This is a genomic window from Nostoc sp., from assembly GCF_036916985.1.
In the GTDB taxonomy this organism is placed as follows: Bacteria; Cyanobacteriota; Cyanobacteriia; order Cyanobacteriales; family Nostocaceae; genus Nostoc.
This window is the reverse complement of record NZ_JBALFD010000027.1, coordinates 339143-364559: the sequence shown is the minus strand read 5'-3', so window position 1 is coordinate 364559 and position 25417 is coordinate 339143. Positions and strand designations below refer to the sequence as shown.

Genomic DNA, 25417 nt, shown 5'->3' with positions numbered 1-25417 from the left:
GGAGAGGGGAGCAAAAAGCTTAATTTTTCGTTGCTCCTCCCTTTCCGTTTCGGAGAGGGAGGTTGGGAGGGAGAGGTTCATCGAACTCACGTTGCCTTAACCGAAAAGTATTGCGTACTGGCCTCTAAATTTATTTATGGGGATTATATTTTTACTTTTTCCTTATTCGGTGACTGTTCCTCAATCAAAGCTCTCGCTTTCTTGGAAAGATTTTTTGTTTTTCTTATTTTCTCTTTTGCTAACTCATCAGGAGCGTAATTAGATGGCAGATTTAAGCGGCGAATTCCTATTTTTACGTATTCTTCATTTATCTCAATCCCGATGGATTTTCTTTCTAAGCGTTTAGCAACTGCACATGTAGAGAAACTACCAGAAAATGGATCTAATACGATGTCTCCAATATTTGAAGATGCCAAAATAACACGTTCTAAAAGTGCTTCTGGTTTTTGAGTTGGGTGATTTTCATATTCTTCCATTTTGAAACGTACTCGTGCAAAATTCCAAACGTTACCCGGTACTTTCTGAGTATTGTAAGGCTGAGGAGGTTCTTTTCGATAATCAATCAATTGACGCTTTGCACCAGTTTTTGCCTCTACCATGATATCGCCGGAATTAAACGTGTAGTTCTTTTCATGCTTCGTTAGCATAATTATCGGCTCGTACATAGAACCAAAGTAATTTTTTGCTTGTACTCCTGAGCTATCGTAATTCCAAACAATCCTACTTTTAATATAGAAGTTCTTGCGGCACTTGATATCAAGGTAGGGCATATTCTCTGTGCTGTTCATTAAGTAAAAAGTACCATTGGGCTTTAGGATACGATGGCATTCATCGATCCATTGATATGTCCAGCTAAGAAATTCTTCTTCCGACCAATTTTCAACTAAACCATCGAAGTTTTTGCCAATATTGTAAGGCGGATCAGCAAAAATTAGGTTAATGGATTCTGATTCAAGACACTTTAAATTTTCAAGAGCATCGCCATGAATAATAGTGTGAAAATCGTCTTTGTATATTTTGATATCTATATGAGCTTTTGAAATCACAGTTAGCGCCTTGAGGAAGTAACACAAAAATGTGACTTAAAATCTACAGTATTGATTTGAATATTGCAAGGCTTACTCATATCTTACTTCTGAGGATATGGATATTAAAACCACAAATATGTGCTATGAGTCTGCTGATTTTGGTAAGAAAAATAGATTCTAATACGGCTCAACTCAGACAATTTTTGTGTGGAAGTCCCACTACCACACAAAAAGAATCTCAATCTAGTCATAGCGCTATACAAGTATTCGGGTGGTCGCCGAGATAGGTGCAAAATGGAACACGTTGTAATAGCTTAGGCATCTATTTATGCTGCAATTGTCTCCATCCGCTGAGAACTTTTCTGCAACATCGGGGTAATTAGATCGGCAGGGACAGGACAACTGAAGTAGTAACCCTGACCTTCATGACATCCCTGCATTTTCAGGTAGTCAAGCTGTTCTTGGGTTTCTACACCCTCTGCTGTGATGTTCAATCGCAGGCTTTTTGCCAGGGCAATAATCGCATTAGTGACGGCAGCACTATCAGGATTGGACGTGACATCCTGCACAAATGACTGATCAATCTTCAGCATATTCACAGGAAAGCGCTTCAAGTAGTTGAGGGAGGAATAACCGGTGCCAAAGTCGTCTAGAGCCAACCATATACCCAGTTCTCGTAATTTTTTTAAGGTTTTAACCGATCGCTCTATATCACCCATCAAGAAGCTTTCCGTGACTTCCAGTTCGAGATCGGATGCTTGGAGTCCTGTCTCCTCAAGAATTTGGCTGACTATTTCAACTAGATAGGGTTGTTCAAATTGTCGAGCTGAAAGATTCACTGATATCCGAATTGGGGTAAATCCAGCAAGCTGCCAAGCACGGTTTTGGGCGCAAGCGGTTCGCAAAACCCATTCACCAATTTCGACAATCGCACCATTGGCTTCTGCAATGGGAATAAACTTTCCTGGAGAAATCATACCTAAAGTAGGATGTTGCCAGCGAATCAATGCTTCCATAGCTGTAATTTGCCCGCTATGTAAATCAATCAGAGGTTGATAATAAACCAGCATTTCGTTGCGGGTAAGCGCCCCATGTAATTCATTTTCTAAAGTTAGTCGCTCCTGCAACTGAGCATTGATTTCCGGCGAATAGAATTGATATTGGCTACGTCCTTGCTGCTTTGCTTCATACAGTGCTATGTGAGCCTGTTGCAAAAGTTGATCTACGCTATTTTGATCATTTATGCCATTCATGGTGATGCCGATGCTGGCGGTGATATGAATCAAGTTACCCTCTAGAGAAAAAGGTTTACTGAGGGTACTTAACAATAGCTGAGACAGCTTAATTACACTTTCAAAAGAAACAATCTCTATACGACCAATGGCAAACTCATCTCCACTCAAATGGGCAAGAATATCTGTTTGCCTTATGCAGCTTGATAATCTCTGAGCAACTGCTCTTAACAACAAATTTGTTGTTTCAGGCTCTAACCCATGACTAATATCAGTGAAATCATCAATACCTAGTAAAAAGACGGCTACAAGGCGCTGGTTGTTTTCAGGTTGGGATAAAATCTGATGGAGGCGTTCGCGGAATAAATCACGATTGGGTAATCCAGTTAGATCGTCATAATTAGTGATGTAGTGAATTAACTCATCTAATTTGTGAAGAGTTTGTGAGGTATTCGCCATCAATGTACCCGCTTCATCAGCAAATTCTGTGGGTAATTCAGGTAAAGTTTTGGTGTTCAGATAATTTTGCAATGCAGCAGATGTCGAAATAACCGGTTTGAGGAGATGGTGTAGCGCGTAGAGGGTGGCAGCTGTACCTGCTAACGTAGCCAACAAAGCAATGCTCATAACTCGGATCGCCATCTCTAAAGAATAGGAGTTTGAGATAACGAAACTCAAGAGTAAACTCAAAAGTGGTACGTGAGTTCCCAAAAATGCCACCAACATTATTTTACCGGTGTAACTTTTTTTGGGCCATCCAAAACGAGCTAGGAACGAGTACAAGTAGAGGTTGTAATTGAGCTTCATAAATTTTGTGCGGTAGTTGCTAAATTAGTTCCGAGCTATTAGGTGTTTTTGATTCACAATTCAGTAGAATTAGCTCTCCTGGAACCCAACCCCGATCGGGTTATATATTATGTTTCCCAACATAGGTTTCTCTTGATATGGATAATGATAAAGTTTCTGTAAAAATTCTTCCCGAAGAAATTTCACAATCAATACTTAAATTATGTTGATTGTTATTAGTTTGTCTTTAGATAGTATAAGAGCAAAAAATATATAGTGGTCTAAGTTGATTTGTGAAAAATAATTTTTTATAACTAACCGCAGAAACACAGAGAAGGCAGAGATATTAACAATTCAAAATGACGCTCGTAGACTCGCTAACAAAATTAAAGAAATTTCAGACGGGTATTTAAACTCCGACTGAAATGGATGCTACATGTAGATTGCAGGTTCTTAAACCCTTTAATTTACGATAAAGATAGATTTTCACGAATGATTTAGGATTGCTATCTGTGCCCTTACGCATAGTGTATTTACTTAAAAATTGCTGTAAAGACACAACAGATTATTTTTGGTTAGAGCCTGAAAAGAGCAGATTTGTAACTTGCTCTAACACCTTTAATGCTGTTAATGAACCTCGAATCAGCCGAATAGCAGCAAGGGGTTGTCGAAGCATTACCATTGCCAAAGGAAAAGGGTTTAGAGAGCCATTAGAGTTAATTGCTGATGTGAGATCAGGGATATTATGCTGACAATCGTCGCTGACTACTCGCAGTATTGCTACGGATACCCCGGCTGTGTTGAAAAATTCTAGGGCGGTAAATCCTTCCATATCAACAACATCAGCGGCCAAAGTCCCACCCAAACTGCGTTTTTCGGCAGCAGACCAAATAACGCGATCGCTTGTCAATGCCTTGACTAAATTTGGTGGGGAGTGCTGAGTGCTGAGTGCTGAGTGCAATTGGGCTGTAAAAGTGCGATCGCATTCTTGCTGTTGCCCCTGATAAATACAATCTTGATACAGCACAAGATCACCAACTGTATAGCGATCGCTTAAGCTGCCACATAGACCCATAATCAGCACTCTGGATTTTGGAGCTAGAAATTGTCCTTGTTGCAAATATTTGAGTAAAGGTTTCATGCCAACAGGTATGGCTACTATTGTTGGTATGGAGCCAGTAACGCCGCTTAATCCGCGACACACAGCTTTATATTCTGCTCCCTGAGGCACCAGAATTGTATTGATGGGTAAAAAATTAGACACTAGCGCTCTCAACAAGTTTCCTTTTGCATTCAAGATTGGGTCATATCTGAGTGACAATAAATAATGTTGCCATTTACTAGTCACCAAAACTCGCAACCCCAAGGTAATTGCTGCTGCCAAACAACTGGCTAGGATTGTGTTTTTTCATTTTGAATTGCTTAATAATTGTGTCACCCACACGATAATTTTCCAAGATGGTAAAGCTTCATAACTCCAAATCCGCACGAGAACTCTTCAATATTTCCAAATTGGCGATTCAATTTTCGTGGCTGACGGTGAGTTTTTGGATTGCCGTAACGGTAGCCGGGATTCTGGCTTTCAGTTCTCTTAAGTATGCCTTGTTTCCAGATATAACCTTTCCAGTGGTGGTTGTGAATGCTACAGCCCCCCTGACAACTGCCCTGGATACTGAGGCGAAGCTCACAAAACCCCTAGAAGAACGCCTCCGCTCCCTAGAAGGACTGGAGAATATTCGCTCATCCACCTATCCTAGTCAAACAGCCGTTGCCCTTTCTTTTGCCGTTGGGACGAATCTAGAAACATCGACTAAAAAGGTTGAAACTGCCCTGAAGCAGCTAACTTTGCCTCCAGGAGCAACTTCTAAAATTATTCCCCTGAATCTAAACGAATCAGCCGCCATTAGTTATGCCATAGAGAGTTCGACACGGAATCTCAAAGATTTGACGAAGTTGGCGCAAGATGAGATTGTTAGTGCGATCGCTAAATTACCAGGAGTTCTGAAAGTCTCACTACTAGGCGCTGCTACTGCAACTTCTCCGGTAAATCCAGCGAATGCGAGTGCAGCTGCTCTCCCTCAAGGTGGGGCGACATTAGTTAGGTTTAACGGTCAAAATGCACTGGCATTTCAGGTGATTAAACGCGGTAACGCTAACACTTTAGAAGTAGTGAGTCAGGTTGAGAAAGAAGTTCAAAGGCTACGCTCTACCCTTAAAGATGTCAAACTCACCCTAGCTGCCACCCAAGCCGAATATATCCGCCAAGCTACCCAGTCAACAATTGATGCTTTGCTGGAAGCAGTTTTGCTATCAATAGTGGTCATTTTTCCTTTTTTATGGAATTGGCGCGCAACTCTCATCTCTGCCTTGGCGATTCCTACGTCCTTGTTGGCGACATTTATCGTTATGGCGATTTTCGGCTTTAACCTGGAAACAATCACGTTGCTGGCTTTAGCTTTGGTGATTGGTAGTATTGTTGATGATGCGATCGTAGATGTGGAAAACATCATGCGACACGTTGAAGATGGTGAAACACCTCGTCAAGCGGCGCTTTTAGCAACAAATGAGATTGGGTTGACAGTCACCGCCGCCACTTTGACAGCCGTCGCAGTTTTTCTGCCCATAGGTTTGATGGGTGGTGTCATTGGTCAATTCTTCAAGCCTTTCGGTATCACTGTTTCAGCGGCGATGCTTGCTTCTATGCTAGTTGCTCGGACTTTATCTCCAGTTCTAGCTATCTACTGGCTGAAACCTAAATCCTCACTCTCCCCGCGTCGGGAAGGAAAAATCTGGTTAGCATTTACCCAATTTTACAGAAACTTGCTGAGTTGGTCTTTAAATCACCGCAAGATAGTTATCGGGTTAGCTGTCCTCAGCTTCATCGCAGGTATAGTGCTGATTCCACTAATTCCCAAAGGCTTTATTCCCAAACTCGATCGCGGCGAATTTAATATTGCTTATACAGCCCCTTTGCCAAGTATCCCTAGTGGAGCAGACGGACAGGGTATAAATTCCAATTCCCAGTCCCCAATCCCCAATCCCCAATCCCCAATCCCCAACCCTTTGAATGATTCTCTTGAGGTTGCAAAGAAACTAGAAGAGGTTGTGAGAAAATCACCAGCAGTTGAAACGGTATTTACTACTGTTGGTTCTCGTGAGGGTGAGCCGAATAAAGGGACACTATATGTAAAGTTAAAGGGCGATCGCAAAATCACCACTGGAGAACTACAAGACCAATTGCGCTCCTCCTTACCTGCTCTTTCTGGAGTAACTACTAGTGTTGAAGATATTCAATTTGTCGATTCCGGCAGTCAAAAACCCCTGCAAATAGCATTACAAGGTGATAATCTCCAAGCTCTGAGTAAAGCAGTCAAAGCAATTAAAGAAAGGATTCAGAGGCTACCGGGATTCGCTGATGTCACAGTTACAGGTGAAACAAATCCACAGGGCACGGTTTTTCAGATTGAGCGTCTGAATAATCAACGGGTGGCCTACATCAGTGCTAATTTAGGCAAAAATCTATCTTTAGGTGATGCCACTGACAAAGTGGTAGCTGAAGCAAAAGCGCTGTTACCCTCTAATGTTTCCTTAGATTTAGGGGGAGACTCTGCCCGTCAAGGTGAAGTGTTTAGCAGTTTCGGCACAACTCTAGCTTTATCTGCCCTGTGCATTGTCATCGTACTAATTTTGTTGTTCAAAACCTGGGTAGACCCTCTAGTTATTGGTGTCTCTTTGCCTTTAGCATTAGTGGGAGCAATGTTAGCGCTACTGATTACCAAGAGCGACTTTGGCATGATATCACTGATCGGTTTCGTCTTTTTATTGGGACTAGCAAATAAAAATGCCATTTTGCTTGTGGATTACATCAACCAGTTACGCAAAGTTGGCTTAGAACGCACCGAGGCGATTCTCAACACCGGATTAGTGCGCCTCAGACCAATTATGATGACCACGGCCTCTACTATTTTAGGGATGTTACCGATCGCTTTAGGTTTAGGTGCGGGTTCGGAATTGCGATCGCCTATGGCTGTAGCGATCGCAGGTGGACTAGTAACTTCAACTATCCTCAGTTTGATTGTTGTGCCAGTAGTTTACACCGTTTTGGATGATTGGTTTCCCCGCAATAAATTTTAGATTTTAGATTTTAGATTTTAGATTTTTGAACAGGGATGAATGGTCTGATTGAGAGATTTACATTATTAAGTGCCACCTAATTAGTGCGAAATTTCTGTATCCAAAATTCAAAATAAAGGAATTCCAAGTTGATAAATCCAAAATCCAAAATCCAAAATCCAAAATCCCAAAGGGTTTTTGTCACGGGAGGTACGGGTTTTATTGGTGCCCATTTGGTGCGGTTGCTTCTGCAACAAGGTTACACAGTCAAAGCGCTGGTACGCTCAAGCAGCAATTTGGACAATCTACGCGGTTTGGATGTGGAAATTGTCAAAGGCGATTTAAACGATCCAAATCTTTGGCAACAGATGGCAGATTGTCAATATCTATTTCATGTCGCAGCTCATTATTCCCTCTGGCAAACAGACCGAGAGTTACTCCACCATCATAATGTCCTGGGTACGCGCAATATGTTAGCAGCAGCTCGCAAAGCGGAGATTGAGCGCACCGTCTACACCAGTTCGGTAGCGGCAATTGGGGTCGGCTCATCTGGTGAAGTTGTTGATGAAACACATCAGAGTCCCTTAGAAAAGTTGGTGGGTGACTACAAAAAGTCTAAGTTTTTGGCTGAACAAGAAGCCATCCAAGCTGTTGCTAGAGGTCAAGAAGTAGTTATTGTCAATCCCAGCAGCCCGATTGGTTCATTAGATATCAAACCTACCCCGACAGGTGATATAATACTTCGGTTTTTACGACGGCAAATGCCTTTTTACTTGGATACTGGTCTAAATTTTATCGATGTGCGGGATGTGGCATGGGGGCATTTACTGGCTTTGCAACGGGGTAAATCAGGCGATCGCTATATCTTAGGTAATCAAAACCTCAGTCTCAAGCAACTGCTCGAACAACTCGCCGAGATTACAGGACTAATAGCACCCCAACGAACCGTACCCGCTTGGCTGCCCCTGAGTGTTGCCTGGGTTGATGAAAAAATTCTCGCACCACTGGGAAAATCGCCCTCAGTGCCATTGGATGGTGTTCGGATGGCGAAACAACCTATGTATTACAATACTTCCAAGGCGGTACGAGAGTTGGGTTTACCTCAATCTTCGCTGAAAGTCGCACTCAAAGATGCTGTGGATTGGTTTGTTGCACAAGGTTACGTCAAATGAAAAATATAGCGATTCACGTGTGGATGCAATACGCGTTAGGGTAGCACAAGTACCCAGACCGACAATGACTGTGGTGTATTTATCTCTAAAAGAGGAGCGATCGCAACAATGGCAGTTAATATACAACAAGCTATGGATATTGGGAAGTATCTTGTTACGCAGCGTTTGAAAGGACGTAAACGCTTCCCCTTAGTATTGATGTTGGAACCTCTTTTTCGGTGTAATCTCGCTTGTACAGGTTGTGGTAAAATCCAACATCCAAAGGAAATTTTAAAGCAAAATCTTACCCCTGAACAATGTTTTACCGCAGTGGAAGAATGCGGCGCACCAGTTGTCTCAATTCCTGGGGGAGAACCTCTGCTGCATCCCCAGATTGATGAGATTGTCCAAGGATTAATTGAGCGCAAGAAATATATTTACTTGTGTACCAATGGTTTGTTATTAGAAAAGAACCTAGATAAGTTTCAACCTTCCCCTTACCTGACTTTTAGTGTGCATTTAGATGGAATGCGGGAGTTACACGATCAGTGTGTCGATCGCAAAGGTGTTTTTGATATTGCTGTCAAAGCCATTCGTGCTGCTAAAGCTAAAGGCTTTCGTGTCACCACTAACACCACGATCTTTGAGGGTACTGAACCCAAAGATATGCAAGAGTTCTTCGACTTTCTGGAAACCCTAAATACTGACGGGATGATGATTTCTCCTGGTTACAGTTATGAGTGGGCACCAGATCAAGATCATTTTCTCCACCGCGAACAAACCCGCACCCTCTTCCGGCAAATTCTGGCTCCATACAAAAGTGGTGAAAAAAACTGGAACTTCAATCACAATCCATTATTCCTAGATTTTCTCACAGGTGAAAAGGACTACGAATGCACACCTTGGGGTAGCCCTAGTTATAGTGTTCTCGGTTGGCAAAAACCTTGCTATTTGCTGAACGAAGGTTATTACTCTACCTTCAAAGAATTACTCGCCCAAACTGACTGGAGTCAATACGGACGTGCGAGTGGTAATCCCAAGTGTGCCGATTGCATGGTTCACTGCGGCTACGAACCCACCGCCGCAATGGATGCAATGCAACCGCAAAATATGGCTCGTGCCCTTGGCAGTGTGTTTGGTAGAAACTAGTAAATAGTAAATACTATATAAAGGGTGCGATGCCTACGGCGGGCTACGCCTACGCACCCTTTAAAGATTCTGATTCCACTGGAGAGTAAAAAGAGGATGCTTATTTAGAGATAGGACTTACGCAAAAACTCTCTGAAACTCCTATTCCTTCGTGTCCTTTGCGGTTCGTTTTTTCATGATTTTGCGTAAGTCCTGAGAGATATTGCGATCACTCCCTCACCCAACTTCTGCAAAATTAATCAGGAAAAATACTCATGCCATTTGTATCGGTTCGTGATTTGCAAATGTATTATGAGATTCGCGGCACTGGTCAACGCCTACTCAGTATTAGTGGTACTGGAGGAGACTTGCGGCGATCGCCTACTATTTTTGACTCACCGTTAGCCCCGCACTTTGAAATTTTGGCTTACGATCAGCGCGGTCTGGGTCAAACTTCAAAACCTGATATTCCCTACACCATAGCAGATTACGCCGCCGATGCAGACTCTTTATTAAACGCAGTCGGCTGGGAGAGCGCTCATGTCATCGGAATTTCCTTCGGGGGTATGGTAGCCCAAGAGTTGGCACTGCGCTATCCGCACCGCGTTGAACGTCTTGTTTTAGCCTGTACTAGCAGTGGCGGCGCTGGTGGGTCATCATATCCACTACATGAACTTGTGAACCTCCCAATTGAGGAAGTGGCTCATCGGCAAATCACAATTGCTGATACCCGTTGGCAAGATGAAGCTTGGCTTTCTAGCCGAACTGCACAATTTCAGGATTTAGTGAAGCTGACACTGGCAGTTGCTCAAGAGGGTGTATACGAATCAAGTCGTGAAATTGGCCGTCGTCGCCAGCTTGAGGCTCGTGCTGCTCACGATACATATAATCGGCTTTCTCAACTGCATGTTCCTGTCTATATCTGCGGTGGTCATCACGATGGCATATCTCCTCCTGCCAATCTTGAGGCGATACACAAACAGATACCAGGTTCGTATTTAGAGTTCTTTAAAGGCGGTCATCGCTTTCTTTACCAAGACCCCCAAGCATTCAAGCGCGTTATCGCCTTTCTCCAAAATAAATTCGAGTAATTTGACCAAGGAATTTCGTCTTGTTTCTGAACCCATTAATCCCAAAACCCTGATGTAGAGACGCGATTTATCGCGTCTTCAAAGACCAATTATCTACGCCAATAACCTTTAAATGTAAATGAACCGTATTGCATCATAAGCTAGTCTTTTCAACCTATTTTTGGCTAATAGATTCTGGAGTAATTGCGGCATATTGTTCAGGTGTCAACACAGCTTCCTGAATGTTGACCTGTTTAGGAATTACACCATATTTATAAAAGTAATCTGCAACTCGCTGTTGTTCCTTAATTAACTCTGGGGAAATGGCTCTCAAGCCATAACTGCGGCGGCTAACTACCTTTTCCATAATGTCAGGAGGTAGTTTTTGGATTGGCCCAATGATTTTTGCTACTTCTTTAGGATTTGCCTCAGCCCAACGCTGGAGTTTATCAATCTCCTCAATCACTATCCGCAGAATTCCCGGATTGTCAACTGCAAACTGCCTTGCACCAATATAGTATCCACCGGGGGTATCAAGTCCTTCGGCAGTCTTAATTACTCGGATCTTACTTGATTTTTCAGCCAAAGCTAGATAAGGATCGCCCGCTACCCAAACTGGAATTTTCCCTTCTAGAAAAGCACTACTAGCTTCCACTGTAGGTATACTCAAGATTTTAATATCGCTGGGTTTTAAACCCGCATCTTCCAAAGCTCTAAATACAAAATAATGAGATGCAGAAGCTTTTTGAAAGACGATTTTTTGTCCTTTGAGATCCTTGACGCTCTTAATGGGAGAATTTGGCGGGACAGCAATCACACTTGATCTACCCGTGGTTGGAGTGCGTCGAGAACCAACCACATAAACGATTTGAGCGCCAGCAGCTTGAGCGAAAATAGGCGGAGTTTCCCCAACGGAACCTAAATCGATTTTACCGACATTCATCGCTTCCATTAGTTGTGGCCCTTGGACAAATTGTGCCCACTCCACCTTTACCCCCAGAGGTTCTAGACGCTTTTCTAATACTTTTTGCGATCTGACCAAATCGCCTGCTGATTGATACCCCATACGGAGTACCTTAGCTTTGATTCCAGATGAATTGGCATTGGTATCAGATACATTTGTCGCAGCAGATGGGGTTTGAGCTTTTTGCCCTTCGGTTGTGCAACTCACTAATGTTAACGAAGTTGCTAAGGTTAACAACCCAGGTGCTAAAAGCCGTGTGAAACGGCGAAAGATGTTTGTATGCTGAAGCTTAACTGTAGCGGTCATAGGTTTTGTGTCAAAAAAATTTTAGAGATATTATTTACCACACTCAGTCCTGAGTACCTCGGCAAAGCAGAGTTCTGAGTAACAAGAAGATTACTCAGTACTTCCGCACTATGGTAAAAGCCCCGCATATTGTGGGCGGTCTTTCAACTCAGCACTCATCACTCAGCACTCTTCATTTGGCTTTACTTGGAGTACCAGTAAAGGCGAAAAACTGTTGCTCTTTAGGTGCAGCCAAACTTTCACCCAAGTAACGATGAATACCTACTCCCATGTCTCCTGTTGCAGTGAGTTTGAAGTCCACTTCTTCAAATCCATGTTCACGGAAAAATTTACGAACAGTTTCAGAGTGAGCAATACCCTGAGAGTGTCCACGAGTCCAAATTACAAAAGCACCTTTTTTGCTGAGAAAACTCAGGTTTGCCAGTAAGCGATTGAGTTCAGTTTCATCTGCGAGATTGCCAAATACACCACATACAATCACGATGTCTGCTGGTACTGCTCCTACATAGTTTGAGGAAATAGTTGCATCACCATTGATAAACTCAATTTGTTTTGTCAAACCCAACGATTCTATTGTTTCTTGTCCACGTTCAACTAGTTGGGGATTTAGCTCTACAAGTCGGGCATGAACATCTTTTGCTCGTGGATGATTTGATAGCGTTCCAAGCAAATCTCGTCCATCGCCCGCGCAAACGCTAACTACACGGATTAACCCTGGTTGGGACAAATTCAAGCTATGGGCAATGTATTCCTGCACAATTTGCAGGCGTTGTTGCAATTTTGGTTCGTTCTTGTAGAGGTCGTGCCATTCAAACCAGTCTTTGACCATAAGAGGTGATTTTCGTTTTCATTAACTATGAGGAAAGCAAAGTGACAAAGGCACTATGCAGCTTAAACTACGGTAAATACATCAATAAACCGTATTTTATATATAGAACGCAGACTATCATGGAAATTCATCCAAAATCAAGTCTTTTTTCTTTGGTATGTAAATCTTGCAATTTAACAATTGAGAACTTCTTAGACAGCCTTGTATGCCAAATCTAGAAAAACTCACAGAAATACTGGGCTAGAGCAAATACGACGAATACAATACAAATACACTACATATTGAAATATTGATCAGCAAAAATTTAAAATTGTATTGCTAAAGACTGAATTTCTAAGTACTTCTAGCAGTTACGACATTGCAAAATATAGTGCGTGCCTTTGGCAAAAACAATTTGAGTAGTAAATAAGACATAATTCTAGGCGCGATACCTGCGGCGGCCTACGCCTAAGCATTCTTTAAGGAATTTCTCAGAATAAATTTCTCTACGGCCTAACAGAGATAAAGATATGAAGTTATGTAAACAAAATTCACAAACATAACAATAATTTGTAATAAATAATGATGCGGCAGCATTGTATAAAGAGAACTTGAGAGTAAAAAACAACATCTTAATCAGGTTTTTCAGTCCTTCATAGAAGTTTGAAGTTTTCTAACAAAAGTTTTAATCTGAAAGCCTGGAGATCGTAAACTTATTTCTTGGATGTCTGTTTTAACCCTTTCGTAACTCGTCAGGCAGTGCTGACATCAAAAATAAACTGAACCATTCAGTTTTGAGTCCAAATTATTCTTAACCAAGCAAATTAGGAGATTTAACGCAATGGTTTTAGATGCATTTGCAAAAGTAGTATCCCAAGCTGATACACGCGGCGAATATCTCTCCGATGCACAATTGGATGCGTTGAGCGAACTAGTCAAAGATGGTAACAAGCGTGCAGATGCGGTTAACCGTATTACCAGCAATGCGTCAGCTCTTGTTGCTGCTGCGGCTCGTGATTTGTGGGCAGAACAACCCCAATTGATCACTCCTGGTGGTAATGCTTATACCAGCCGTCGTGCAGCTGCTTGTATCAGAGACTTGGACATCATTCTCCGCTACATCACTTATGCGATCTTTGCTGGCGATTCTAGCGTGCTAGATGACCGTGCCCTCAACGGCTTACGGGAAACCTATTTAGCATTGGGAACTCCTGGAGCTTCGGTTGCAGTTGGTATTCAGAAGCTAAAACAAGCTTCTTTGGCAATTGTCAACGATACAAACAATATCACCAGAGGCGATTGCAGTGCTTTGGCATCTGAAATAGCTGGCTATTTCGATCGTGCTGCTGCTGCTGTAGCTTAAGCAAAGCTTGAATTGCTGATGTTGACTAAATAATTGTCCATAGGACAAAACAAAATTTCAACCATAACGTTTGTAAAAGGGAAATACCAAAATGACAAAAACACCTCTAACTGAAGCGATCGCATCGGCTGATTCTCAAGGCCGTTATCTCAGCAGCACCGAAATTCAAGTTGCTTTTGGTCGCTTCCGCCAAGCACCAGCTAGCTTACAAGCAGCAAAAGCTTTAAGCGCTAACGCTCAACGCTTGACCGAAGGTGCTGCTCAAGCAGTATATAACAAGTTCCCTTACACCACCCAACAACAAGGCCCTAACTTCGCGTCAGATGCACGCGGTAAAGGCAAGTGTGTTCGTGATGTCGGCTACTACTTGCGGATTATCACATACGCTTTAGTTGTTGGTGGCACAGGCCCCTTGGACGATTTCTTGATTTCTGGCTTGGCTGAAATCAACCGGACTTTTGACCTGTCTCCTAGCTGGTACATTGAAGCTCTCAAGTACATCAAAGCTAACCACGGTCTAAGCGGTGATCCTGCTGTTGAAGCAAATTCCTACATCGACTATGTAATCAATACTCTAAGCTAAGAGTATTTCTTTAGCCCGGAGAGGAAATCAGCTCTTATGACAAGTAAGTTCTATGAGTTGTTTACCTCTCTGGGCAGTTTTTTAGGAAAAGCTAGCTGAATACCCTGAAGAAAGAGTTAGACAGGGATGAAAGCTGCTGATGTAGCACAGTACTTGCTACAACTTTTGCGAAAGTTCGCAACTCAGTGCCTTTTTTAAGCTACCGTCAATTGGCACAATATTTTTATCAGTACAAGATTTAAAAACCTACCCCTGAACTGGGGAAAGTATACGCCCGAAATAACGTAAGGAGATATCACTATGCCCTCGTGGCAAATGTGGTGAGGCAGTACAATCTTCTCTAGCGTAGCGGTAGCGAGTCTGCATAACCAGAGAGGGAAGCAAGCTAAGTGCAGCGTTTAGGGGTTTCTCAGATTAGAGAATGCTGAACCCATAAAGTGAGCCTGGGAACCTGTGGAAACAGGATATTAAGGCAGCGATGTCTTAACAATCACCGTACCTAAAGGTGCATTAAAAAGTAAAAAGTAAAAAGTAAAAAGTAAAAAGATAATTCCCATAAATAAATTTAAGGGCTTTAAACCTTTTTTCTTTTTCTTTATGAGTGCCTTTTAACTTTTGCCCTGAACGGTTACGTGTCAATTTCAAAGGACTGTTAAAAGACTAGAAAAAATTTTTCTAAAAAGTTTTTAGTTTTGCAGTTAAAACTGAGGAGGTTTTAAAGATGGCAGCTTTGGGACAAGCAGCAAGGTTAGGGATTGGAGCGTTTGAGAATTCGGCGCCAATAGAACTACGTCCTGATAGAACAGAAGCGGATGTAGCAGTGGTTATCCGGGCGGCTTACCGTCAGGTTTTGGGTAATGACTATCTACTTGAGGTAGAGCGGCTTGTCAGCGCCGAATCACTGTTGCAGCAAGGTGGAATCTCCGTTCGGGGATTTGTGCAAGCCATTGCTCAATCGGAACTGTATCGGGATAAGTTTTTCCACTCCAATTCCCAAACTCGGTTTATCGAGTTGAATTATAAGCATTTATTGGGGCGTGCCCCACAAGATGAGTCAGAGATTTCGTATCATGTTGAGCTTTATAACTCACAAGGTTACGAAGCTGAGATTAATTCCTACATTGACTCATTAGAATATCAAGAGAGTTTTGGCGAAAGTATTGTGCCCTACTATCGAGGCTTTAAGAGTCAAGTAGGACAGAAAAACGTTGGCTATAGCCGACTGTTCCAACTGTATCGGGGTTATGCCAATAGCGATCGCGCTCAAGGACAAAAACAAGGACGGTTAACCTGGGAAGTGGCGAAGAATCTAGCTTCACCCATTTACCCCGTGTCTGCTGGAGCCTTAACTGGTCTCTCTACAGGTGGTCGCGGCGAAACATACCGCATCAGAGTGCTACAAGCAGCTTCCCCCAACTCAACTGTAGTACGGCGCGGTACTGCGGAGTTGATCGTACCCTACGAGCAACTTTCTAGTAAATTGCAGCAGTTGAATCGCAAGGGCAGCCGAGTTCTTAGCATTACAGCCGTATAAATAGAGACTGGGGACTGGGGACTGGGGAAGGTGGGGTCCCCTCTGGGGATAAGGGGTAATGGGGACTAGGAATTGGGACTAAGAGGAAAAAGGGGATAACCAATACCTAATACCCAGTACCCAATCCCCGATCCCTAATTCCCAGTCCCCAATTATTAATTACAAAGGGAAAATTACCAATGGCTATTACAACAGCAGCTTCCCGTCTGGGAACAGAACCTTTTAGCGATCAGTCTCCTGTCGAATTGCGTCCAAATGCAAGCAAAGAAGACATTGAGAGAGTAATTGCTGCCGTCTATCGTCAAGTTTTGGGCAACAACTACATCTTGACATCTGACCGACTCATAAGTGCTGAATCTATCCTGCGCGATGGGAAAAGTACAGTACAAGAGTTTGTGCGTCAACTAGCTAAATCAGAACTGTACAAAACCAAGTTTTTCTACGACAACTTCCAAACTCGCGTCATCGAACTCAACTACAAACATTTGTTAGGTCGTGCCCCTTATGATGAGTCTGATGTCGTCTATCACTTAGACTTGTACCAAAACAAGGGATATGAAGCCGACATTGATTCTTATATTGATTCACCAGAGTATCAATCTAGCTTTGGTGAAAATATAGTGCCTTACTATCGCGGCTTTAAAACCCAAACAGGACAGAAAACTGTCGGATTTAGCCGGATATTCCAACTTTATCGTGGTTATGCCAGTAGCGATACCTCCCAACTCAAAGGCAAATCTTCCCGCCTTGCTAGTGAACTAGGTCGCAATAGTGCATCCATCGTTGTTCCTCCGTCTGGTGGTCCCTCCGGCTTTTCATACGTTGCTTCTGAAAAAGGCGTTACCCCCAACAGTACTTTTGGTGGTGCGGGAACTTTTGGCAAAGAAGGCAGACTTTACCGCATTGAAGTAGCAGGTGTTTTTGGTGCTGGGTATCCTAGCACCCGCCGTGTTAATCAAGCGGTGATTATACCTTATGAAGAACTATCTACTTACTTCCAAAGAGTGGTAAAACAAGGTGGTAAAATAGCTAGTGTGAAACCACTTTAGTCTCATCAGTCAATAGTCATTAGTCATTAGTCATTATTAAAGACAAAAGACTAATGACAATAACGACAATTTAAAATTGGGAATTAATTTTATGGTTGGACAAATTAGTAGTAGAACTAGTAGTCGCTACTTTCGGTACGAAGTTGTTGGTCTGCGCCAAAGCGAAGAAACTGAAAAAACCAATTATCCAATTCGTTCTAGTGCCACTGTGTTTTTCACAGTACCAGAGAACCGGATGAATCAAGAAATGCAGCGAATTACTCGCTTGGGTGGCAAGATAGTCAGCATTCAGGCATTGAACGCGGAAACTAAAACAGATAGCGAACAAAGCGATCCTCCTTCTTCATAATGAATTCTAGTCCGCAGAAATTTGAAGATTTATCATCGACAGGGAACTCTGGCGATGGTGAATCTTTAACAGTAGAGCAAGCGATCGCTAATCTAGAAAGTGCAGATTTAGGTCTGCGGTTTTATGCTGCCTGGTGGTTGGGTAGATTTCGGATATCTGAAACAGCTGCGGTTACAGGATTAATTAAAGCTTTAGAAGACGAAGCCGATCGGACACCAGAAGGTGGATATCCTCTACGACGGAACGCAGCCAGAGCCTTAGGAAAACTAGGCGATCGCCAGGCAGTCTCACCTTTAATTAAGTGTTTAGACTGCTCAGATTTTTATGTGCGGGAAGCGGCGGCACAATCCTTAGAAATGTTGGGCGATTCAGTTTGTATTCCCGTCTTAATTAATTTATTACAAGTAGGTTTGCACGGTGAGCAGCTGATATCAAAGCAGCCTGATTTATCCCAACCCTACGAGGCCATATTAGAAGCCTTGGGAACATTGAGGGCAACTGAGTTCACCCCTTTGATAAAACCATTTTTAGAGCATCCAATTGAATTGGTGCAATATGCTGCTGCACGAGCCATGTATCAATTAACCCAAGAGCCAGTTTATGGAGAACGCTTGGTACAAGCTTTAGCAGGTGAGAAATTGCAATTGCGTCGAGCAGTTTTAGCAGATTTGGGAGCCATTGGATATCTACCCGCCGCAGATGCGATCGCCGAGGCTCTTGCTGAAAATAGTCTGAAGCTAATTTCTCTGAAAGGATTACTAGAACATCAAGTTAACCATACAGCAATAAGCACTTTGTCAGATGGTGTGATGAAAGTGATGAATTTGATGGACTCGCTGTTGTAGTTATAATTTTCTAGGAATTAGTTGTTATTAATACGTTTAAAAAAAATACTTATCAAATGTAAACCCCCAACCCAACTGCAAAATCAGGGCTAGGGGGTTTATGTGTAGTGCCAACTACGGAGAACTTAAGCTACAATTGGCTGATCCCTAATGACTCATTGAAAAACTATTATGAATAACAGTGATCTTGCCCAAATATTGATCCGTGCTGTAGAAGAAGCAGACTCCTCGGAACGCCTATTAGACGCAGTTCAGGAGTTAGCGGCAGCTGGTATAGAAGAATCTGTTCCCACCCTGATTGCAGCTTTGGGCTACAACAATCCAGGGGCGGCAGTGGCGGCAGTCGATGGGCTGATTGCGATCGGGGAACCCGCAGTACCATCTCTATTGGAATTAATTGATGACTACAACTACAGTGCTAGAGCCTGGGCGATTCGTGCCTTAGCAGGAATTGGCGATATTCGGGCACTGGATACTTTATTCGAGGCAGCAAAAACCGATTTTTCCTTGAGTGTACGGCGGGCAGCTGCTAGGGGATTAGGCACTTTGCGCTGGCATCAACTACCGCCGGAGAAAGTGGAATCTGTTCAGACTCAGGTATTAGAGGCGCTATTACTAATTTCTCAAGATCCAGAGTGGGTAGTACGCTATGCAGCAGTGACCAGTTTAGAAACACTAGCGATCGCTATAGCAACCACTTTACCCGATCAAGCGTCGCGGATTACAAATCAACTTCAGCAAATACTCGATACTGATGCCGATTTGGGAGTTCGTACCCGCGTCAAATTTGCACAGCAAAAAATTCAACAGCCACAACATCAAGAAGTGTTTGCACCGAAAATAAAGCTAGAAGATGCTGATGTGTCGGAAGTGCCTTATCGTGGTGCTGGCAGACGGTGAAGCATTCATCGCCCCCTTACAATCCCCAGGCTATGAGTACTTGGGGACTTCTACAATCGGCTAGAAATTTCTAGCCGATTCCAATTGCAGAGAATACAAATTTATTTAACCACTCCAGACGCAGAGAACACAGAGTTAAGAGATTAAAGAGGAATTTTTTGAGCAAAATTTTTACTCACTTTGAAAGGGCTAATCAATCTATCAGCTATGAGAGCATTCCCCCGAAAATAGCTGTTGGGGTAATAATTTAGTGGAGTGATCGCAGATTTCATCTGGTGACAGACATATCCGAAGCTAGCAGAGATCCCAATTTAGCAACTGCAAGGACTACCAGAATCGAAATACGAATCCAATGCTGAAACAACGTCTTACTTCACTAAGCTCAAGCACTTCCAAACCGCTTGATTTTTACAAGACCATGTGACATGATACTTAACATAGCAAAATCCGGTATTTCGATAGACTTACCGGATTTTAATTTTGGACTACTTCACTGTTCATTAGATTCGTTTCATCAGAAAACTATCAACCCTTAGTTTTTGATTTGAGAAACACTAAGTATGATGAACTGTCCTCCTAATCACTTACAGCAGTTTTCATGTATCTGTCGTAAGGACACAGCAATGCTGTGCCCCTACGTGTGGTCTATTGACCTGAAAATAGCTGTAACTCCCCATTGAGTAACAATTGATCACCTAATTACACTCATTTGTCCACATGAAGAAAGTTAATTCGGAGAATTTTATATGGCCGCTATAACGTTGAGTGTATCAACTGTGAAGCCTCTGGGCGATCGCGTCTTCATTAAGGTTAGTGAGTCAGAAGATAAAACTGCGGGCGGAATTTTTCTACCTGATAGCGCCAAGGAAAAGCCGCAGGTGGGTGAAATTGTGGCAGTGGGTTCTGGTAAGCGTAACGATGATGGCACTCGTCAAGCGATCGATATTGCAGTTGGCGATAAAGTCCTTTACTCCAAGTACGCAGGCACCGACATCAAGCTTGGTACAGAAGAATATGTCCTGTTGTCTGAGAAAGACATCCTGGCAATTGTTTCATAGTCGATTGCCATTAGTTATTGGTCATTGCTACTCCACAAGCCGCCATAACCAATGACAATCGCAACTGCTCAACCTACATACTATTAAAGGGAACTAGAATCACTATGGCAAAACGCATCATTTACAACGAAAATGCTCGTCGCGCTCTGGAAAGAGGAATTGACATTCTCGCTGAGGCGGTAGCTGTCACCCTTGGGCCAAAAGGCCGTAACGTTGTTTTGGAGAAGAAATTTGGCGCTCCTCAAATCGTCAATGACGGTGTAACCATCGCTAAAGAAATTGAACTAGAAGATCACGTTGAAAACACAGGTGTAGCCCTAATCCGGCAAGCCGCTTCCAAAACCAATGATGCTGCCGGAGATGGTACTACAACTGCAACCGTTTTGGCTCACGCCATTGTCAAAGAAGGATTGCGGAACGTCGCTGCTGGTGCTAACGCCATCGAACTCAAGCGTGGTATTGACAAAGCTACAGGCTTTCTAGTAAACAAGATCAAAGAACACGCGCGTCCCGTAGAAGACTCTAAAGCGATCGCTCAAGTTGCTGCCATCTCTGCCGGAAATGATGAAGCCGTAGGTGCGCTGATTGCAGAAGCATTAGATAAAGTTGGTCGTGAAGGGGTGATTTCCCTAGAAGAAGGTAAGTCAGTCACCACCGAACTAGAAGTTACAGAAGGGTTGAACTTCGATAAGGGTTATATTTCTCCCTATTTTGCCACAGATGCCGAACGGTTGGAAGCAGTGCTAGATGAGCCATTCCTGCTGATTACAGATAAAAAAATTGCCCTGGTACAAGATTTAGTACCAGTACTAGAGCAGGTTGCCCGTGCAGGTCGCCCATTGCTGATTCTGGCTGAAGACATTGAAAAAGAGGCACTGGCTACCTTAGTAGTAAATCGGCTACGGGGAGTGTTGAATGTAGCAGCTGTGAAAGCTCCTGGTTTTGGCGATCGCCGTAAGGCTATTTTGGAAGACATTGCCATTCTTACAGGTGGGCAATTGATTACAGAAGATGCCGGTCTGAGGCTAGATGCCACCAAGCTTGACCAACTCGGTAAAGCTCGCCGAATCACCATCACCAAAGATAGTACGACCCTCGTTGCCGATGGTAATGAAGCAGCCGTGAAAGCCAGGGTAGAGCAAATCCGCCGCCAAATCGAAGAAACCGAATCTTCCTATGACAAAGAAAAGCTGCAAGAACGTTTGGCGAAGCTATCGGGCGGGGTTGCTGTGATCAAAGTTGGTGCGGCCACTGAAACCGAACTCAAAGACCGCAAGCTGCGTCTAGAAGATGCCATCAACGCGACAAAAGCTGCTGTTGAAGAAGGCATCGTTCCCGGTGGTGGTACGACCCTGGCCCATCTAGCTCCTGACTTGGAAAACTGGGCAAAATCTACCCTAGTAAATGAAGAGTTGACAGGGGCGTTGATTGTGTCTCGCGCCCTGAGTGCCCCTCTGAAGCGGATTGCCGAGAATGCAGGTCAAAACGGTGCTGTAATTGCGGAGCGCGTGAAAGAGAAGGACTTCAATGTGGGCTATGATGCAACCACCGGCGAATTTGTGGATTTGTTTGAAGCTGGAATTGTTGACCCTGCCAAGGTGACACGCTCGGCTGTACAGAATGCAGCGTCAATTGCCGGTATGGTGCTGACCACTGAGGCAATTGTAGTTGACAAGCCGGAACCAAAAGATGCTGCTCCTGCCGGACCTGGTGGTGGCGGCGGCTTGGGTGGGGACTTCGATTACTAATTGTTAATCCCTGGCGAAAGTTTTTGCGTCTTGCCTAAATCTCAAGAGGCGATCGTCCCAAATTATAACGATCGCCTCTTGTTTCATCTCATCTTTCTCATTTTCCAGCCCGTATTCTTGCGGTAAAAAGATCAATGCGATCGCTACACAAAATTTGGCACAGTAGTTAAGAAACCTAACCAGTTTTAACTCTACATTATGCCAAAGTCTCGTTTTTTCCGCTTCTTTCGCCACCTCAATTGGCACACACTCAAAAAAACTTTTGCCAGGACAATCGAAAGGCGACTTTTGGGACTTGCCTCGGAAATAGCCTTCAATGCCATGTTATCTTTGTTTCCAGCAATTCTTGCTCTGATTACAGCCATTGGCTTATTGGCAGAATCTTTGCAAGCTACCTTTAGACAACTGGCGGTACAACTAAGTCAAGTCCTACCTGAAGAAGCCTTGGATCTAATTCGTGATTTTGCCACCACAGAGATTACCAACTCCAAAAATAGTGGTTTGTTTTCTCTGAGCTTTGCTTTAGCAATTTGGACTGCTTCTGGGGCGGTGAATACCGCGATGACAGCCCTCGACCAAATTCATCAAATTCCTCCAGAAAATATGCGTCCTTTTTGGAAAGCCAAACTCGTCTCTCTGGGATTAACAGTCGGGACTATGTTGCTTTTAGTATTGGCTTCTTTCTTAGTGTTTACCAGTGATTGGCTGCTGGCAATAGTAGTACATGAAAATGCTTCTTTAATCTTCTTGTTACATCTTTGGCAGCTGTTACGCTGGCCTTTAGCTTTAAGTATTGTTGCTATCGCCTTTGGCTTCGTCTATCGCTATGGTCCAAGCAAGTGGAACTCAGGTACGCCAATGATGCCCGGAGCAATTTTAGCAGCTGTTTTCTGGGCAATATTGTCTGCCCTCTTTCGGTTGTATGTGGCGAATTTTGGCAATTATAATAAAGTATATGGTGCTGTAGGGGCTGTGATAGTTTTAATGCTCTGGCTGTCAATGAGCGCTGCTGTGCTGTTAATCGGCGATCAGTTAAACGTGACTGTGGGCGAAGATATGCGCTTAAAAGGACAGTTGCAAGCTCAAGAAAAATATTAAATGGTAAATCCCTGAAAATAATGATTGCAAAAGATCAGTAGGGGAGTAAAATATCTAACGATTCAATACAAATTTAGCGATCGCCTTCATGTCTGATTCTCCTCCTCGATTTTCGATGATTGAACCTGATGCCAAAGCACCCACCTTAAAACGCCTGCGTCAGCTAAGTCGGCTTCTGGACAATATTATTACCATTCCTGGTACAAAGATTGGTTTTGGTCTAGATCCAATTATCGGACTCATACCTATTGGTGGTGATTTTTTGGGAGTTATGTTTTCTAGCTACATCATCCTAGAAGCAGCGCGGCTGGGTGTATCTAGAGCCACTTTAGGTAAAATGGTTTTAAATGTGATCATTGATGGCTTGGTAGGCACTGTTCCAGTTTTGGGAGACTTTTTTGATTTTGCCTGGAGAGCTAACACTAATAATATCAAGCTATTAGAAGAGTACTTAAAGTTTCCCAGCCAGCAAAAGAGTGCAGACAGGTGGTTTATCTTTGCCGTTTTGGTGGGATTGTTGCTAATCTCAATTGTCTTAATAGCATTGCCTGTGATCTTAATTAGAATCCTGTGGAACGCTTTAACAGGCGGTTAAAATAATTCGTAATTTGTAATGACGCTCTCGACAAGAGGCTACGTCAACGCTTGTAATGACGTAAAATCTTAGTCTGTGCATAAGTACTGTTAAACCCCTAGAATTAGTTCAATTATGTTCAATTATTTATTGATAACGGAATGAAAGATTGGTGGCAAGCTACTTTTCCTAAAGGGCGGCAAAATCTAATTATTACTGATGCTAAAGGGTATCCTATACAAATTGCTTATGGCGAAAAAGGTAAAGGTAAACCGCTAATTTTACTACATGGCATGGGGAGTTGGAGCTACAATTGGCGCCATAGCATAGCACCATTATCTAAACATTATCGGGTAATTTGTTTTGATGCTAAAGGTTTTGGTTTTTCAGAAAAACCATTATTTCGTAGAGAACATAGTGGGCATCAAGTTATTGAGTTTAAAAGAGTTATTCAGGCATTATGTGATGAACCCGCAGTAATTGTGGCTGAATCTCTAGGGGGATTAGTTGCCCTTGCCCTTGCTCAAGAAAATCCGCAATTAATCGGGCGGCTTGTAGTAGTAAACGTACCTGTTTTTACCGAATATTTACCCCATTGGGCTATGTGGTTACTAGCCCAAACGCCTTTAGAAATAATGCAAACAATTGACTCCTTACGTCTGGCATATCTGTTTGCACCTCTATTTAGAGAAATTATGGCAATAGAAAGACGTGGGGTGTTATTTGATCCCTCAATCCTGACACAGGAAGATGTCTATTGGATCACTTACCCGTTTATTGAATTGCCTGGTACAATTGCAAAAGTTGCCGAAGAGTTACAAATAGCCGCGCAAGAAATTGAGAATTGGCAAGTAAAAAAGCCAAATATGCTCACCAAAATTCAAAATAACCTGAGTGCAATTAAGTGTCCTACACTAGTTTTGTGGGGTGATCAAGATAGTTGGTTTCCTCCGAGTCATGGTGAAAAATTGCATCAGCATATCCCCAATTCCAAATTACAGATTTTGCCTAACTGCTGTCATGATGCCTCAAGTGGTGCTTTTGAAGTGCTGAATGCAGCGATTCTTAAGTTTTTACGTGATACTAATTTTTAGAGAATAATTCAGAATTTAGAATCAACCTGAATTCTGTTTCCATAAAAAGAGAGTGGGAGGAAGCATATCAATCGGCTTTCAAACTCCCACTCTGCCATTTGCTGCTGAAGTGAACAGGAATGTATACAGACGTTGCCCGTTATTTGGGGGCTAATGCGTACTTAAACAACAACGCCCATACGCTTTAATATTCCTGTTGCAGCAAATGCAAAACCTAATTATTGATATTTTTTTGCTGAGAAAATACCCTGCAAATAATTGATAGAGATAGCTTTTTATGTTTGCCAATCACTTAGTAAATAGTATTTTACAAAAATGAATTTGCTTACGTGGTAGCCCCTGATAACAAAACCCTTGAAGTCGTTTATCTTTATACAATTTAACTTGGTTAATCGAAAGCTGGTTGCCATTTTGGCAGGTTTTTAAATTTGCTAATTGCTCATATATAACTTTTTAAAAGCTGTTAAGCAGCTATAGCAATCTGATTTGATTTCTGAATCACTCGTAGAGGAATAGGGAACAGGTAATAAAAATATAATGCAATACAGTTCAGATCAGCCCAAAACACTTGTAGAGACGGCGATTTATCGCGTCTCGAAAACCCAAAATTGTTGCCAGTAGCCCTTAACCCAAGCC

General features: G+C 42.8%; 21 protein-coding genes and 1 pseudogene. 16 read left to right on the top strand and 6 right to left on the bottom strand.

The genetic code is table 11. From position 1 onward, the window contains the following. Nucleotides 1–143: 143 nt before the first annotated feature. The 3 genes from yhdJ to V7L07_RS11715 all read right to left on the bottom strand — a co-directional run bounded on the left by yhdJ (nucleotide 144) and on the right by V7L07_RS11715 (nucleotide 4310). Nucleotides 144–1046: an adenine-specific DNA-methyltransferase gene (gene yhdJ / locus V7L07_RS11725; protein ID WP_335057898.1), complete on the bottom strand. Its 903-nt coding sequence runs from the start codon at nucleotides 1044–1046 to the stop codon at nucleotides 144–146. 308 nt (nucleotides 1047–1354) lie between these two features. Next, complete coding sequence (locus V7L07_RS11720; RefSeq protein WP_335057896.1) at nucleotides 1355–3067, bottom strand: putative bifunctional diguanylate cyclase/phosphodiesterase; 1713 nt, start codon at nucleotides 3065–3067, stop codon at nucleotides 1355–1357. A 544-nt stretch (nucleotides 3068–3611) separates the two neighbouring features. Continuing rightward, entirely contained in the window at nucleotides 3612–4310 is a 699-nt protein-coding gene (locus V7L07_RS11715) for a 5'-methylthioadenosine/S-adenosylhomocysteine nucleosidase family protein (protein WP_335057922.1), read from the bottom strand. A gap of 194 nt (nucleotides 4311–4504) precedes the next feature. On the opposite strand from V7L07_RS11715, the gene V7L07_RS11710 reads away from it, so the two are divergent. From V7L07_RS11710 to V7L07_RS11695, 4 genes are all read left to right on the top strand, one after another. After that, entirely contained in the window at nucleotides 4505–7180 is a 2676-nt protein-coding gene (locus V7L07_RS11710) for an efflux RND transporter permease subunit (protein WP_335057894.1), read from the top strand. A gap of 128 nt (nucleotides 7181–7308) precedes the next feature. Further along, complete coding sequence (gene hpnA / locus V7L07_RS11705) at nucleotides 7309–8331, top strand: hopanoid-associated sugar epimerase (RefSeq protein ID WP_335057892.1); 1023 nt, start codon at nucleotides 7309–7311, stop codon at nucleotides 8329–8331. A 108-nt stretch (nucleotides 8332–8439) separates the two neighbouring features. Continuing rightward, on the top strand, nucleotides 8440–9459 hold the full coding sequence (gene hpnH / locus V7L07_RS11700; RefSeq protein WP_335057890.1) for an adenosyl-hopene transferase HpnH: 1020 nt from the start codon (nucleotides 8440–8442) through the stop codon (nucleotides 9457–9459). Nucleotides 9460–9713: 254 nt separating this feature from the next. Beyond that, complete coding sequence (locus V7L07_RS11695; protein WP_335057888.1) at nucleotides 9714–10529, top strand: alpha/beta fold hydrolase; 816 nt, start codon at nucleotides 9714–9716, stop codon at nucleotides 10527–10529. Between the two features lie 154 nt (nucleotides 10530–10683). Here the strand turns inward: V7L07_RS11695 and V7L07_RS11690 are convergent, their stop codons facing one another. Both V7L07_RS11690 and V7L07_RS11685 read right to left on the bottom strand, forming a co-directional pair. Further along, nucleotides 10684–11778, bottom strand: a complete 1095-nt coding sequence (locus tag V7L07_RS11690) for an aliphatic sulfonate ABC transporter substrate-binding protein (RefSeq protein WP_335057885.1) — start codon at nucleotides 11776–11778, stop codon at nucleotides 10684–10686. Nucleotides 11779–11950: 172 nt separating this feature from the next. Beyond that, entirely contained in the window at nucleotides 11951–12607 is a 657-nt protein-coding gene (locus tag V7L07_RS11685; RefSeq protein WP_335057883.1) for a class I SAM-dependent methyltransferase family protein, read from the bottom strand. An 820-nt stretch (nucleotides 12608–13427) separates the two neighbouring features. Between V7L07_RS11685 and V7L07_RS11680 the strand changes: the two genes are divergently transcribed. From V7L07_RS11680 to groL, 9 genes and pseudogenes are all read left to right on the top strand, one after another. Then, nucleotides 13428–13949, top strand: a complete 522-nt coding sequence (locus V7L07_RS11680; protein WP_179063954.1) for a phycocyanin subunit beta — start codon at nucleotides 13428–13430, stop codon at nucleotides 13947–13949. A 91-nt stretch (nucleotides 13950–14040) separates the two neighbouring features. After that, nucleotides 14041–14532, top strand: a complete 492-nt coding sequence (cpcA, locus tag V7L07_RS11675) for a phycocyanin subunit alpha (RefSeq protein WP_012411562.1) — start codon at nucleotides 14041–14043, stop codon at nucleotides 14530–14532. Between the two features lie 721 nt (nucleotides 14533–15253). Continuing rightward, nucleotides 15254–16066: a phycobilisome linker polypeptide gene (locus V7L07_RS11670; protein ID WP_335029678.1), complete on the top strand. Its 813-nt coding sequence runs from the start codon at nucleotides 15254–15256 to the stop codon at nucleotides 16064–16066. Between the two features lie 179 nt (nucleotides 16067–16245). Further along, nucleotides 16246–17115, top strand: coding sequence for a phycobilisome linker polypeptide (locus V7L07_RS11665; protein ID WP_335057881.1), 870 nt, complete (start codon nucleotides 16246–16248; stop codon nucleotides 17113–17115). A 91-nt stretch (nucleotides 17116–17206) separates the two neighbouring features. After that, nucleotides 17207–17419 (top strand): annotated as a pseudogene (locus tag V7L07_RS11660) (phycobilisome linker polypeptide); the annotation flags it as partial. 44 nt (nucleotides 17420–17463) lie between these two features. Beyond that, the gene (locus tag V7L07_RS11655) at nucleotides 17464–18309 is read left to right on the top strand and encodes a HEAT repeat domain-containing protein (RefSeq protein ID WP_335057879.1); all 846 of its coding nucleotides are present in this window, start codon (nucleotides 17464–17466) and stop codon (nucleotides 18307–18309) included. Nucleotides 18310–18480: 171 nt separating this feature from the next. Continuing rightward, nucleotides 18481–19209: a HEAT repeat domain-containing protein gene (locus tag V7L07_RS11650; RefSeq protein WP_335057876.1), complete on the top strand. Its 729-nt coding sequence runs from the start codon at nucleotides 18481–18483 to the stop codon at nucleotides 19207–19209. A 746-nt stretch (nucleotides 19210–19955) separates the two neighbouring features. Beyond that, nucleotides 19956–20267, top strand: coding sequence for a co-chaperone GroES (gene groES, locus V7L07_RS11645; RefSeq protein WP_179063948.1), 312 nt, complete (start codon nucleotides 19956–19958; stop codon nucleotides 20265–20267). A gap of 104 nt (nucleotides 20268–20371) precedes the next feature. Beyond that, nucleotides 20372–22015 carry a chaperonin GroEL gene (gene groL, locus V7L07_RS11640; protein WP_335057874.1) on the top strand — a complete coding sequence of 548 codons (1644 nt, stop codon included), beginning with the start codon at nucleotides 20372–20374 and terminating at the stop codon, nucleotides 22013–22015. Between the two features lie 3 nt (nucleotides 22016–22018). On the opposite strand, the gene V7L07_RS11635 is transcribed toward groL, so the two are convergent. Beyond that, nucleotides 22019–22249, bottom strand: coding sequence for a hypothetical protein (locus tag V7L07_RS11635; protein WP_335029680.1), 231 nt, complete (start codon nucleotides 22247–22249; stop codon nucleotides 22019–22021). Between V7L07_RS11635 and V7L07_RS11630 the strand changes: the two genes are divergently transcribed. The 3 genes from V7L07_RS11630 (at nucleotide 22214) to V7L07_RS11620 (ending at nucleotide 24781) form a co-directional block, all read left to right on the top strand. Next, nucleotides 22214–23113: a YihY/virulence factor BrkB family protein gene (locus V7L07_RS11630; RefSeq protein ID WP_335057871.1), complete on the top strand. Its 900-nt coding sequence runs from the start codon at nucleotides 22214–22216 to the stop codon at nucleotides 23111–23113. The genes V7L07_RS11635 and V7L07_RS11630 overlap by 36 nt on opposite strands. 88 nt (nucleotides 23114–23201) lie before the next feature. Continuing rightward, on the top strand, nucleotides 23202–23708 hold the full coding sequence (locus V7L07_RS11625; RefSeq protein ID WP_335057869.1) for a DUF4112 domain-containing protein: 507 nt from the start codon (nucleotides 23202–23204) through the stop codon (nucleotides 23706–23708). A gap of 140 nt (nucleotides 23709–23848) precedes the next feature. After that, entirely contained in the window at nucleotides 23849–24781 is a 933-nt protein-coding gene (locus V7L07_RS11620) for an alpha/beta fold hydrolase (protein ID WP_335057867.1), read from the top strand. Nucleotides 24782–25417 lie beyond the last annotated feature (636 nt).